A 12,022-nucleotide genomic window follows, 5' to 3' on the forward strand; every position below is an offset into this window, starting at 1 on the left:
AAGCCCCGCCCGCCAGGGAGGGCGGACGGGGGCGTTGGTGGGTTCGGCGACGGCTACTTCGAAGCGTCTTGGTGCGTGTCGTAATAGGCCTGCGCGCCGGCATGCATCGGCACGCCGAGCTTCTCGAAGTTCTCGACGTCAGGCTTCATCTGAGCCCATGCCTTGTGCCCGGAGGCGAGCGCGTCCTGGCGCTTGTAGGCCGCTTCCACCATGCGCTGGACCACGTCCTTCGGCACGCGCTCGTGCGCGACCCAGTAGACCGTGGTGTAAGGCATGTCGGTCGCCGGCACCCCGTTGTAGGTCGTCTCCGGCATCGTGCCGGTGTGGTAGAAGGGATAGGTGTCCGAGACGCTCGCGAGCTCTTCCTCGCTGTAGGGCACGACGAGGATGTCCTGCGTCTCCGCGAGCTCCGTCACGGCCGCCGCAGGCGAGGAGGACTGGCAGAAGGCGTCGATCTGCCCGTTGCCGAGCGCGCGCCCGGCATCCGCGAAGGTCATCATCTGCGGCTGGATCTGATCGAGGAGGCCGAGCGCCGTCAGGATGTTCGAGCAGTTGAAGACGGTGCCCGAGCCGGGCGGGCCGAGCGCGACCTTCTTGCCGGCGAGGTCTCCGATGCTCTCGATGCCCGAACCCGCGAGCGTGACGAAATAGGTCGGCCCCTCATAGGCCATCGCCACGCCGCGCAGCATGTCGCCCTTCTCGCCGTCGGCGAACGGCCCCTCGGGCTTTTGAGCCATGTAGACGTGCGAGCCGTAGACGATGCCCATGTCGAGCTCGCCCTTGATCAGGCGCTTGGCGTTTTCTGTCGAGCCCCCCGTGGTGACCTGGGTGATGTTGACGTCGGGCAGGTCCTTGGCGAGCTCGGTGCCGGCGACGCCGACCATGTAGTACATGACGCCGCCCGGATTCGAGCCCCCCCAGGCCACCTCCGTCTTGTCCTGCGCGAAGGCCGACGGGGCCGTGAATGCGGCGAGCCCGGCGGCGGCGAGTGCGTAGGCGAGTGTTCTGCGTCCCATACCCTGTTTCCTCCAATCGTCGCTTCTTGTTTCGCAAGCCGCTTCAGCAGAATGAGCGGCGCATCGTGGCGGCGGTTGTTTCCGCACGCTCTCTCTTGGTCTACCCGAAGTCGAAGCAGCGTCAGTTCGCAGTGTTATCGAAAGGCGCGATCATGGATGAGCATGGGTTTCAACGAGGGCACAGGAACTCCGCCGTCACGCGAAAAGAACTTTGCGGGTCTTCTTCCTCAGGTAACTCTCCGCTTCGAGAAACTCGCTCACACCATGCTCCCTGTCTCTCTCTCGGCCTTCCTACGCGACGCGGTTGGTCAGCGTGCCGATCGGCTCGATGGTGACGTCGACGACGTCGCCGGCCTTGAGGTATTTCGGCGGCTTGAAGCCGATGCCGACGCCTGCCGGCGTGCCGGTGGCAATGAGGTCGCCGGGCCTCAGCGTCATGCCGTGAGAGGCCGCGGCGATCATCGTCGGGATATCGAAGATCAGATCCTTCACGCTCACGTTCTGGCGAAGCTCGCCATTGACGCGGGTCTGGAGCTGCATGACCGTGGGGTCGGGGATCTCGTCCGCCGTCACGATGGCGGGGCCCATCGGGCAGAACGTGTCGAACGACTTGCCGAGGAACCACTGCTTGTGACGCTGCTGCGTCGCCCGCGCGGTCACGTCGTTGATGATCGTATAGCCGAAGATGTGCTCGTAGGCCTTCTCGGGCGGGATGCGGCGCCCCTCCTTGCCGATGACGAGCGTCAGCTCGCCCTCGTAGTCGAGCGTGCCGTCGGTATCGAGCGAGCCGTCGATCTCGTCGTCCGGCCCGATCACCGAGCCCGGAACCTTCGTGAAGAAGATCGGCACCTCTGGGATGTTCTGCCCGCCGCTCGAGGAGTCGAAGCCCGAGCCTTCGAATTCGGCGGCATGCTCGTAGTAGTTCTTGCCGACGCACATCACGTTGGCGCGCGGCACCGGCACCGGCGCCATGAGCCGGACCTCGCCTGCGACCGGCCTCGCCTTTCCTTCCGAAAGCGCCTGGCGCGCCTTCGAAAGCAGCGCCTCCCCCGCGTCGATCACCCCGAGCATCGTGTCCGGCGCCCCCGGAACCAGCTCGTCGAGGGGCACGATCCCGGTTTTGGTCTCGATGCCGATGCGCGCATGCCCGTCGTGCCGGAAGGTCACAAGTCTCATCAGCTTCTCTTCTGTACCAATCGTGATCCAAGTTTGATATTGGTTTTGCAATTGCTCGACCATCATTGTCAACTTCCGGGGCAAGCGAACTGGCAGATGGCTGCCCAGAACGACCCTATATGAGCCGCCATGAGTGCCGAGACTGATACCCCCGCTCCCCGGACGGCCGACGATGTGGCGGCCCGTCTTCGCGACCTGATCTCCAGCGGTTCGCTTCCGCCGGGCAGCCGCCTCCCCGCGGAGCGGGAGCTGGCGGAGCAGTTGAATGTCCACCGCAGGACGATCCGCAAGGCTCTTTCGGCTCTGGCCCACGAGGGCGCCGTCACGCGCCATGTCGGCCGAGGCACCTTCGTCGGGTCGACGTCGGTTGGACCGGAGATCGGCGTCCTGCCCAACTCGATCGCGCCCATGGAACTGATGGACGCACGCCTGGGCATCGAGCCCGTGATCGCGGCCGAGGCGGCCTTGCGCGCCAAGCAGCCGGATCTGCGGCGCATGCGCCTGTGCCTGCGGCACAGCGACGAGGCCCGGACATACGAGCGGTTCGAGGAATGGGACGCCGCACTCCATCGCTCGATCGCAGAGGCCACCCAGAACGTCGTCTTCGTCATGATCATGGACATGTTCGGCAAGGTGAGAGCGAGCGAGGAGTGGGACCGGCTCAAGCGCCGCTCACTCACGCCGGAGCGCCGCGCGCTCTACCGGCGCCAGCACCTCATGGCCGTCGACGCCATAGAGGCCCGCGACGCCAAGCAGGCGAGCGTCGCCATGCGCGAGCACCTGAAGAGCGTCCGCGACGTGATGATCGACGCGGCGGCGGTCTGAGATCGAACGCTCACTGTGGAGCGGCAGCGGGTCCTGCCGACAGAGAGAGAGAAGTCGGTGCGGCGACGGGGCTCTCGCGAGACTGGAAGGTGGTGGATGCGGCTCCGCCGAAGAGGGGACGATGCAGAGCGAGGCCACCCGACAAGGAGTCGACATGGACGCCGCGCTGAGGTTCGGCGAGCGGCAGCTTCAGAGAATGCTCAAATCAGGACGATCGGCTTGTATGCGCGCAGAGGACGGGTTCCATCGCACCGATGGCCTACCCACAAATGTTCCTGGAGCCCCTTAGGGGACGAGGAGCCAAATAACGCCTAAGTCATTGACGCGCTCTGTCCAGAACGAAGCATCTCGGTGATTTCGAGTGCATCGATGATTAGAGGTCTGCGAGTTCTCGCGTCAACAGGTAATTTCCGAAATCTTGCCTGGCGCAGCAGACCTTCTTAAAATCCGCCTCACAAACCGCGATGCTCATCGATGACGAGGGGCACATCGCCCTCCCCTGCACCCCCGGAAATCATTTCTCCCGGCCCTGCACGCGCCGTGTCCGTCACCCTTCTCGTAGGCATCCCCGATGACCCGAGCTGGCGGATTGCCGCCCCCTGCGCGAGGGGCGACTGACGAGCGTCGCCTTCACGGCGCACGCGCGGCCGTTTCGATCGACGCCCCTGTGCGAGGGGCGACTGATGGTGTTTGGCTTCATTCCGCTGCTCCCTCGTTTCGATCCACGCCCCTGCGCGAGGGGCGACCAGCGAGGGCTGCCTGGGGTCAACGTCGTTCAAAAGTTTCGATCCACGCCCCTGCGCGAGGGGCTACGATGCCGCGTCCGAGGCGTTGGCCGTCAAATCGGGTTTCGATCCACGCCCCTGCGCGAGGGGCGACACGATACCACGGAAAGCACCGGAGGGAAGTGGTGTTTCGATCCACGCCCCTGCGCGAGGGGCGACGACGGCGCTGTCGATCCCGAGCGGGAATGGCGAGTTTCGATCCACGCCCCTGCGCGAGGGGCGACGTGCCACCGATATCCCGCGGGCGCGCCAGGGGAAATAGCGGTCTTGGCGCGAACCTGGGCTGCGGCAGGGTCGGCGGCGGACGGATGACGAGGTGAGTGCGAAGATTCGCCATTGAAAAGAGGGGCATCGCGGCAGCGCGAACCTCCTGAGGATTCGCGGCACGCTTCGGGTTCGCGCACGTGCGGGAAGCGCCCGTCGGCACGTCTCAGGATGGACTTCAGACGATCAGGGGCCCCTCGAGATCCGTCGCCGGCTTGGCACCGACATGCTCGACGCGGCGCTGCCCTTTCGCCCCGAGGTGGTAATAGCGCAGGCTGTCGGACCGGGGATCGATGATCGCCTCGAGCCGCGCCTTCAGCTTCACCCATTGGACGGGGTCCACCTCGATCTCGAACACCGAATACTGGACGCGCTGACCGACGTCACGGCAGGCCTTCGCGACCCGGCGCAGACGCGCGGCGCCGCCGGGCTCGCTCGTCCGGACATCGTAGGTGACGAGAACGAGCACCGTCTACCTCCAGAACCACGGCGGGTAGGCGTCGAGGTCGCCACGCAGGTGGCGCGAGAGCATCTGCGCCTGGATGTAGGGCACTAGGCCGAGCGGCGCCTTCTCGCCGAGGAAGGGATGGACGAGCTCCTCGCGCTTGCGCGCCTGCCAGGCCGTAAGCAGCGTGCGGCGGCCGTCGTCGGTCATCGTCACGGCGCCGCCGTCGCGCGTCTCGAAGTCCCGCGCGCCGAGCTGCCGGCGGTTGATCAGCGAGAGGGCCAGACGGTCGGCCAGCACCGGGCGCAATTCCTCCATGAGGTCGAGCGCCAGGCTCGGCCGGCCCGGCCGGTCGCGGTGCAGGAAGCCGACGGCCGGGTCGAGCCCCACCGCCTCGGCCGCGCTGCGGCAGTCATGCGTCAGGAGCGTGTAGAGGAAGGAGAGGAGCGCGTTGACCGGATCGAGCGGCGGGCGGCGTGAGCGGCCGCGAAAGCGCATCCAGGGAGCCGCTCGATCCCGACAATCCTATTGCCTTTCCGGACTCGGTCGGGATGGCACTCAAGGGCAGCGCCGACCGCAAGACCCGGCAGCCTTTGTCGCGTTCGCGCAAGGCGCCGCTCGAGAAGCGGCTGCCGCGCGGGCTGGTCGATGGGTACCGCAGCCTGCGGGGCAGCCAATGGCGACCGCAAGAGCTGGCCGCCGCGATCATCGTTGGCCGTGAGGTCGAGGCGCGGCCGGAGCTCGTCGAGGCGCTGCGCGAGGACGAGCCGATGATCGTGTTCCTCGTACAGGACGAAGAGGAGCGGCAGCCGATCGCGAATGCCATCAGGCGCGGCCTCCTTCCGTCCTTCGGCCTGAGCAAGGTGCTGCGGGGGCCGCAGGTCGCGGGGCTGCGCTTCGAGGCGGCGGGGCCGGAGCCGCTGGGGATGGTGTTTGTGGGAGACCAGATCGTCGGCAGGGAGAGCCGCCGTCGCCCCGAGGGACTGACCAAGGCGATGCGGTTGCCCGGTCCGATCGTCATCGTCGGCGCACCGGACGAGGTGCCGCGTGCGATCCAGAAGACCGCGGACGCGACGATCAAGGTGCCGCGGCTCGACGGCGGCACGCTCGCGGAGGTGATGTCGATCTGTCTGGCGCCGACCGAGACCGAACCGGAGCCCGTGCCGGACGACCTGCTGCGCGACCTGAGCCTCGAAGACCTGCCGATGCTCATGCGGCCGGGCGACACGCGGAGCCGCGCCGTCGAGCGGCTCAGGCGGATGCAGGAGGGCCGCGCGTCGAGCCCGGGCGGCAAGGGGGCGCCGCGGAAGACGAGCGCCCGGCTCGACACGATCGGCGGCTTCGGCGCGGCGCGGGAGTGGGGCCTGTCGCTCGCGCAGGACATCGCCGACTACAAGGCCGGAGACCTCGACTGGTCGGAGATCGACCGAGGCCTGCTGTTGTCGGGGCCCACCGGCGTCGGCAAGACCTTCTTCGCGCAGGCGCTCGCCAACACCTGCGACGTGCCGCTCGTGGTCGGCAGCCTCGGCGAGTGGCAGGTCTACCGCAACGGCAATCTCGGCGACATGCTGAAGGCGATGCGGCAAGCCTTCGAGGAGGCGGAATCCGAGGCGCCGTCGATCCTGTTCATCGACGAGCTCGACGGCATCGGCGACCGGCGGTACTTCCGGCACGACCACGCCGAGTACAGGATCCAAGTCGTGAACCATCTCCTGGAGCTGGTCGACGGGATCGATCGCCGCGAAGGCGTGGTCGTGATCGGCGCCTGCAACATGCCGCACCGGATCGATCCGGCTCTTCTGCGCTCCGGACGGCTCGAACGGCACATCCGGATCCCGCCGCCAAGCATGAAGGACCTTGCTCTCATCCTGAGGTACCACCTCGGTGCCGCCGACATCGGACCCCGCGGGCCGATCGTACGCGAGCTGCTCGGCATGACGGGTGCCGACGTCGAGCGCGTGGTCCGGGATGCGAGGAAGATCGCTCGTCGTGCGCGGCGCAAGCTACGGCAGGCTGACCTCATCGCCGCCGCGACGGGCGAGCGACCGCCACCGCCCTTCGAGGAGGCCTACCGCGTCGCAGTGCACGAGGTGGCGCAAGCGGTCATGATCTACGGGTCCGGTCTGGGAGAGGTCGAGGAAGTGGCCCTGACCCGCGGCGGCCGCACCGGTCACACCGATGTCGTCATCGAGGAGCCGGAGCTTCCGACGCGGGGGTGGATCGAGAACCGGACACTGGTCCATCTGGCTGGCCGCGCCGCCGAGGAGGTCGTGCTGGGCGAGCCGTCGATGGGTGCGGGCGGGGATGAGAACAGCGACCTCGCGCGGGCAACGGATCTCGTGATGACGATGGCCGGATCCGGAGGCCTTGGGCCGGAAGGTTCGCTGGTCTGGCTCGGCCCGCCGACCCGGCTTCGGGAGATCCAGTTCGAGGTGCCCTCGCTCCTGACGTCTGTCGAGGCCGACCTCAAGGCGATGTACAAGAAGGCGGTCTTCACGATCGAGGCCCACCGGGACCTGATCGAAACGCTCGCGAAGCGGCTCGTCCGGAAGGGCATCATGAGTAGTGACGAGGTTCGCGACGCGCTGCTCGAGCATCTCGAGGGCCTCGGCGCTGATGGCCCAGCCGATCAGGCGCCACCGGCCGCACCGCCGTAAGGGGCTGGGACCGATCAAGGCCATCATCCGATCCACCTCCGGCGGGACCGGCGTCGCGAACGGGGACGGCTGCCTCAGGCGTCGTCCCCGTTCGGGCGCAGGTGAGGCTTCAGCCGGAAGTTCCACCCGTCCTCGTAGCGGTCGACGATCTCGTGGAAGCGATGCTTGGCGGCATCGCGATCGAACCCCTGCTCGACGAGCCCCTCGATCACGACGCGTTCGAGGCGCTCGAGCTTGCGGTTCTCCATCGTGAGTGCGCGGCCGATCTCCCAACGGAGTACCACCCGCGCGACGTCGTCACGTGACGGCTTCCGTTCGGCCTTTTGCCGGGCGCGGTAGGCGCGCTGGTATTCGGCGCGTTCCTCGAGGCGCTTCTCACGGGGCTTGCGGGCCATGATCACTCTCCGGAAGTCAGTTCGGACACGTTGCGGCCGGCCCCAATGGGCCGGCCGAGGAAGGGGCGCCCCGCCCGAAGGCGGGGCAACCGGATCGTCAGATCGAGGGCTGCGAGGTCTCGTTCTCGACGACCTCGAGCTTCGCCTTTCGGCGCGGGCTCGGCCGGGACGTCTTCGGCGTCGAGCCCACCTCCGTCTCGGCCTCGACCAGCACCGGACCCGCCCGCTTCGCCTTCGGCGTCTCGGCCTCGACGGGCTCCTCCGGCTCGACCGCGAGGCTCGGCGCGTCGGCCACCATCTCCGGCTCGGCCGCGGCCGGCTCGACCCCTTCGGTGGCCTCCGACGTCTCGACGGTCTCCGGGGCGTCGGCCCCGGCCTCGGCCTGCGCCTTCAGCGTGGCCTTCGGCTCCCCGAACGGCTCACCCTTGGTGACGAACTGGAGGGCGGGCAGCACCTCGTCCTTCAACCAGACCTTGAGGGCGCTGCTGGCGGGCCACCCACGGTGACTGCCGAGCGTGTAGAGGAGGTCGCGGACCTCCCGCCACCGGCTCGTCGGGATCTTCGAGTGGCTCGCCTCGCGCAAGGCCCCCGACTCCCACCGGAACTCGAGCGGCGCGAGCAGGACCTCGATGTGCTTGACCACGATCCGGGCGGGAATCTCGAGCTGCTTGGACAGCCTGTCCTTGACGAGGCGCTTGTCGCCGACCTCCGCCAGGGCCTCCTCGATGTCCCTCGCCATCGCCTTGCAGAGCGCCATGAGCTCCGCCACGCCCGCCGACAGCACGAGGTTCGCCGCGGCCTTCAGCCCCTTCGCGCCGCCGATGTCCCCGGGCTCGAGCTTCTCGGCCTCGCCGTCCACGGAGGCCTCGCGCTTCAGCGCCTTCACCTCGTCGACCGTCAGGCGCTGCTGATTGGCGTAGGCGTCCAGCACGTACTCGACCAGCTCGTCCTTCGCGTTGATCAGTGCGATCAACACGGTCGGCGAGACCCGGTCGCGCATGAGCTGCTTCCGCCTGTCGTTGAAGCGGCCATGAACCTTGATGAGGTTGCCGGCCTGCTTGTCGCCGAGATCGCAACGCTCCTTCAGCCACGGGCGCCACGTCGCCTCGGGGAGGATGCCCTCCATGTGCGAGAGGTGCTCGCCGACGTCGAGCGCCTGCTCGACCGTTTTCCGGCCGATCGTCTGGATCGCGATGGTGCGCTCCTCGATCTCCGCGATCTGGTCGTCCGGGACCCCCATCGCCTTCAGGTCGAGAGGGGTCGTCGCAGTCGTCGTGTCGGTCATGGAGTGCCTCCGTTGTGACCGTTGCTAGGCCGCTCAAGGTCGTGAGCGGAAGATCCCATTGTCACGGAAGAAGATATCGTAGTCAAATCGGCTACGAATCAGCTTTACTTACGATCGTGAACGAATACGTTTCGTTATATGATCTACAAAAGCTTCGATAGGCGCGTTTAGAATATTCAACTCTGTAAAGAAACTTATGTCACATTTCATTGGCAATTTTTTATTCAAGTGATTCAGCATTCGATGGCCTGGATTAAAAATAATGACAGACCCCTTTGGTCCGTGTGTTGACTTTAGGCGATCATGAGGCAACCTGAGTACTCAGATCAATAATCTGTGCAGAGACATCCAGATTTTTTCTCGGCACTTGTTTCTGACATGATCATGATCATCCGGCAGCGCCGCGAAAGAACTTACTCGTTGCACCGGTCGGAGATCAGGATACTGCCCCCACCATGCCGTGTGGGCGCAGAGAACGGCACGTTCGGCAACCCACAGGACCAGCATGAGCACCGTCATCATCCAGCTTCGCCCGGACGGCTACGTGTGGGCGGTCGTTCCTAAGAATCTCGACGATCCGCCGGAGAACGTGGAGCGGGTCTGGCCGCGGGAGCCGCATCCGGTGACGTGCTGGGGCAGGCGGCTGCCGCAAGGCCTCGCCGACCGCGTCCGGCTGTACGACGCCCTCCGCACCCTGCTCGACGAGGCCGATGCCGACGAGGTCCTGCTCGCGATCGAGCCGAGCGTCGAGGAGCGGAGAATCGGTATCGTCGAGGTCGCGCTCGACCACGCGGACGTCGGAGTCGAGCTGGTCACGCCGCATCGAGACGGCGCCCTCGGCATCGCGCGTGACTACGTAAGCGACTTCATCTCCTCGCTCGACCCACCGAACGAGGCGGATAGGACGCCGCCGTCCGGCGAACGCTGACGGCGGCGGAGATCATTTCGAGGTTGCGCCCAAATGCACCGTAGCCTTCCGGCTACCCCCGTTAGGACACATTGCGGCACTTTGGGGCGGCGGTACCGAGGGCAATATGCCGCCTTCAGACGGTTCACGCGGTGCCGATCTTTCCGCTCGATCAGGCGGTAAGCGGCCTTCGCCCTGTCGCCGTCAGGCACCATGCCAAGACCGCGCCATCGTCGGGTGACAGGCGCACGGCCAGACCCGCCGCGAAGGTTTCGAAGTCGGCTCGGTTGGAATCGTTCAGGCCGACAAGAACCGGCACCCCGGCGGCCAGGGCAGCGCAGATAACGGGGACGAAGCCGCCACCTTCGGCCTCGCGCTTGCCGAACTTGTTGATGATCACGAGATCGGGAAGGTCCAAGGAGAGCGATGCCTCGACATGTCACACGGCGTCCTCCAGAGCCGCGGGGTCGAGGTGGCAGCCCCGCGCGCCCGCGCCGCGGTCCTCGCTGATGCGGATCGTCGTGCCTCCGGGTATGACCACCAGGTCCATGTCGCATCGCGAGCGGCGCGCCCTGGCCGTGTTAGTCTGCACGACTCCGGCGAGCCGGATGTCCCGGGCCTGCAGCGCGTCCGCCACCCGAGCGAGAAGAAGGTCTGTCCCGTGCGGTGTTCCCACCTGCACGGCAGCGAGGGCAACCTCGACAGCCTCGTCCATTATCGCCCCCCGGCCTGTCCCCATAGCTTGCCCGCACCTCGTCTCGGGCGACGGCGGATCCTGCTGCTCGGAGATCCCGCCGAACGTCCGCTGGAGTTTCTGGAAGGAGCCGGAGAGACGCCGCAACTTCGCCGGAACGGCCCTGGACACGGGTCGCCTCATGCTCGTCTGGCTGTCGATCGCCTTCGTCGGTGAATTCCTCCTGCGGCGGTACGTCCCCGAGGAGCTCGTGGCCTCCCTCGTCGGCGGCGACAACCCGTGGGCGGTGCCGCTCGCGGCGACCGTCGGGGCGCCGATCTACCTCGACGGCTACGCCGCCCTTCCCTTGATCCGGGGGCTGGTCGATTCCGGCATGCGCCCCGACGCTGCGCTCGCCTTCCTCATCGCCGGAGGCATCACGAGCGCATGGGCGGCCATCCCGGTCTACGCGCTCGTAAGGACGCCGACCTTCGTCCTCTACCTGCTCCTGGCCGTCGGCGGCTCTATGCTCGCGGGACGGATGGCGGGCGTCGTGTTGTGAGCGGGCGCGGTCTCCGGGGCAGCATCCTCCGCTGCGTCGGAAGCCTGCTCGGCCCCTCGAAGCGACGGCGGCGCAACCGCTCCCTTTGCGAACTCGATGACCACCTTCTCGCCGACATCGGATCGACCCGCGGCCAAGCCGGCCCGAGTGTGTCCGCCACGCCATCCATCCAGAACCCAGTCCCTGTCTCCATTGGCCGCCCATGCCGTGTGCTTCACGGACTTCAGGCCGTGAAGCACGACAAAGCTCGAAAGAAGCAGACCTTTCGGAAGTCGTGGGAATGGTGGCTATCGGCGGATCGTCGAGCCTGAGCTGCCTTTTTAGTTCCGGCCAGGAGCGGCCACGGAAATCATTTCCGTGGCCGTCCCCTTCGTTCCGCACGAGCAATGAGGGCTGAAGCGTTCGGCGAAACACCTTCGGCTATCGCCACCGCTTCCGCGGGAGGTCCTTCAGCGGCTCTTCCCTGATCAGGTACGGCCCGAAATCCACCCCCTGGGGCAGCGCGAGGCTGGCGAGGTCGTCGATCTCCTTCTGCCGCAGGCGCTTGCTGCCGTAGCTGTCGTCGACGTCCCTGAACGAGTGGCCGATCTGCAGTCGCGACGTCCGGTCCGCCACGGTGGCATCGCGATGCCAGTCCTTCGCCCCGTGCCGCAGGCTGTGGAAGACGTCTGTGTAGGGCTGATGGATACCGGCCGCCTGCATCGAGCGGATCTGCCGTTTGCTGGCGGCGCCCGCGGGTCGCACGATCGCGGCGCCAGCGGCCCTCTGGTGAAGTCGCGGCCAGATCCAGTCGTCGGGCCGCCGTTCGGCCACCCAATCCGGGAACCCCGTCCGCATGATGATGTCGTGCAGGACGATGATTCGGCGCGACTCGTCCGTCTTGAGTGGCCTGCCCTCCTCGCGCGCCTCCACGCCCTCCTCGTCGAGAAGGCTGATGCAGAGGTGGCCCTCGTACATCCGGACGTCCTCGCCCTTCAGGAAGGTTAGCTCTCCGAGACGGGCGCCCGTCAGCATACCGAGCGGCGGAAGGAA

Annotated in this window: 11 protein-coding genes, 1 pseudogene and 1 CRISPR repeat array; of the genes and pseudogenes, 4 read left to right on the top strand and 8 right to left on the bottom strand. The window is 66.8% G+C overall.

The features are described from left to right. Positions 1 to 53 precede the first annotated feature (53 nt). Both N177_RS19780 and N177_RS19785 read right to left on the bottom strand, forming a co-directional pair. The gene (locus N177_RS19780; RefSeq protein ID WP_023434209.1) at positions 54 to 1,016 is read right to left on the bottom strand and encodes a TAXI family TRAP transporter solute-binding subunit; all 963 of its coding nucleotides are present in this window, start codon (positions 1,014 to 1,016) and stop codon (positions 54 to 56) included. Between the two features lie 291 nt (positions 1,017 to 1,307). Beyond that, positions 1,308 to 2,192, bottom strand: a complete 885-nt coding sequence (locus N177_RS19785; protein ID WP_040486294.1) for a fumarylacetoacetate hydrolase family protein — start codon at positions 2,190 to 2,192, stop codon at positions 1,308 to 1,310. 129 nt (positions 2,193 to 2,321) lie between these two features. On the opposite strand from N177_RS19785, the gene N177_RS19790 reads away from it, so the two are divergent. Further along, positions 2,322 to 3,017 carry a FadR/GntR family transcriptional regulator gene (locus tag N177_RS19790; protein ID WP_040486295.1) on the top strand — a complete coding sequence of 232 codons (696 nt, stop codon included), beginning with the start codon at positions 2,322 to 2,324 and terminating at the stop codon, positions 3,015 to 3,017. A 649-nt stretch (positions 3,018 to 3,666) separates the two neighbouring features. Then, a CRISPR array of direct repeats spans positions 3,667 to 4,023; the repeat unit is 29 nt; unit sequence GTTTCGATCCACGCCCCTGCGCGAGGGGC. 221 nt (positions 4,024 to 4,244) lie between these two features. Here the strand turns inward: N177_RS19790 and cas2 are convergent. Both cas2 and cas1 read right to left on the bottom strand, forming a co-directional pair. Beyond that, entirely contained in the window at positions 4,245 to 4,535 is a 291-nt protein-coding gene (cas2, locus tag N177_RS19795) for a CRISPR-associated endonuclease Cas2 (RefSeq protein WP_023434213.1), read from the bottom strand. Positions 4,536 to 4,538: 3 nt separating this feature from the next. Beyond that, the gene (gene cas1 / locus N177_RS19800) at positions 4,539 to 5,009 is read right to left on the bottom strand and encodes a CRISPR-associated endonuclease Cas1 (RefSeq protein WP_023434214.1); all 471 of its coding nucleotides are present in this window, start codon (positions 5,007 to 5,009) and stop codon (positions 4,539 to 4,541) included. A gap of 53 nt (positions 5,010 to 5,062) precedes the next feature. On the opposite strand from cas1, the gene N177_RS20825 reads away from it, so the two are divergent. Next, positions 5,063 to 7,168: an AAA family ATPase gene (locus N177_RS20825; protein ID WP_051402498.1), complete on the top strand. Its 2,106-nt coding sequence runs from the start codon at positions 5,063 to 5,065 to the stop codon at positions 7,166 to 7,168. A gap of 74 nt (positions 7,169 to 7,242) precedes the next feature. Here N177_RS20825 and N177_RS21785 read toward each other — a convergent pair whose 3' ends face one another. Together N177_RS21785 and N177_RS19815 are read right to left on the bottom strand one after the other, a co-directional pair. Continuing rightward, positions 7,243 to 7,563 carry a hypothetical protein gene (locus N177_RS21785; protein ID WP_040486296.1) on the bottom strand — a complete coding sequence of 107 codons (321 nt, stop codon included), beginning with the start codon at positions 7,561 to 7,563 and terminating at the stop codon, positions 7,243 to 7,245. A gap of 97 nt (positions 7,564 to 7,660) precedes the next feature. Then, positions 7,661 to 8,848, bottom strand: coding sequence for a DUF3102 domain-containing protein (locus tag N177_RS19815; protein ID WP_023434217.1), 1,188 nt, complete (start codon positions 8,846 to 8,848; stop codon positions 7,661 to 7,663). Between the two features lie 505 nt (positions 8,849 to 9,353). Here N177_RS19815 and N177_RS19820 point away from each other — a divergent pair. Continuing rightward, positions 9,354 to 9,776 (top strand): hypothetical protein, encoded by a 423-nt coding sequence (locus N177_RS19820; RefSeq protein WP_023434218.1) that lies wholly within the window; start codon positions 9,354 to 9,356, stop codon positions 9,774 to 9,776. A gap of 151 nt (positions 9,777 to 9,927) precedes the next feature. Here N177_RS19820 and N177_RS22165 read toward each other — a convergent pair. Beyond that, positions 9,928 to 10,632, bottom strand: a pseudogene (locus tag N177_RS22165) (DUF2478 domain-containing protein). On the opposite strand from N177_RS22165, the gene N177_RS21790 reads away from it, so the two are divergent. Beyond that, a complete protein-coding gene (locus N177_RS21790; RefSeq protein WP_023434221.1) occupies positions 10,631 to 10,990 on the top strand; it encodes a permease in 360 nt (119 codons plus the stop codon). The pseudogene N177_RS22165 and the gene N177_RS21790 sit on opposite strands and share 2 nt — an antisense overlap. Positions 10,991 to 11,410: 420 nt before the next feature. On the opposite strand, the gene N177_RS21795 is transcribed toward N177_RS21790, so the two are convergent. Beyond that, the coding region (locus N177_RS21795; protein ID WP_160170951.1) for a site-specific integrase at positions 11,411 to 12,022 on the bottom strand (612 nt) is incomplete at its 5' end.

Origin of the sequence: Lutibaculum baratangense AMV1, assembly GCF_000496075.1 — a bacterium.
In the GTDB taxonomy this organism is placed as follows: Bacteria; Pseudomonadota; Alphaproteobacteria; order Rhizobiales; family Tepidamorphaceae; genus Lutibaculum; species Lutibaculum baratangense.

Bases quoted from the DNA above. Each gene is read 5' to 3' on its own strand.
- N177_RS19790 (WP_040486295.1), top strand. From the start codon at position 2,322: ATGAGTGCCGAGACTGATACCCCCGCTCCCCGGACGGCCGACGATGTG.
- N177_RS19820 (WP_023434218.1), top strand. From the start codon at position 9,354: ATGAGCACCGTCATCATCCAGCTTCGCCCGGACGGCTACGTGTGGGCG.
- cas1 (WP_023434214.1), bottom strand. From the start codon at position 5,009: ATGCGCTTTCGCGGCCGCTCACGCCGCCCGCCGCTCGATCCGGTCAAC.
- N177_RS19785 (WP_040486294.1), bottom strand. From the start codon at position 2,192: ATGAGACTTGTGACCTTCCGGCACGACGGGCATGCGCGCATCGGCATC.
- N177_RS21785 (WP_040486296.1), bottom strand. From the start codon at position 7,563: ATGGCCCGCAAGCCCCGTGAGAAGCGCCTCGAGGAACGCGCCGAATAC.
- N177_RS20825 (WP_051402498.1), top strand. From the start codon at position 5,063: ATGGCACTCAAGGGCAGCGCCGACCGCAAGACCCGGCAGCCTTTGTCG.
- N177_RS21790 (WP_023434221.1), top strand. From the start codon at position 10,631: ATGCTCGTCTGGCTGTCGATCGCCTTCGTCGGTGAATTCCTCCTGCGG.
- N177_RS19780 (WP_023434209.1), bottom strand. From the start codon at position 1,016: ATGGGACGCAGAACACTCGCCTACGCACTCGCCGCCGCCGGGCTCGCC.
- N177_RS19815 (WP_023434217.1), bottom strand. From the start codon at position 8,848: ATGACCGACACGACGACTGCGACGACCCCTCTCGACCTGAAGGCGATG.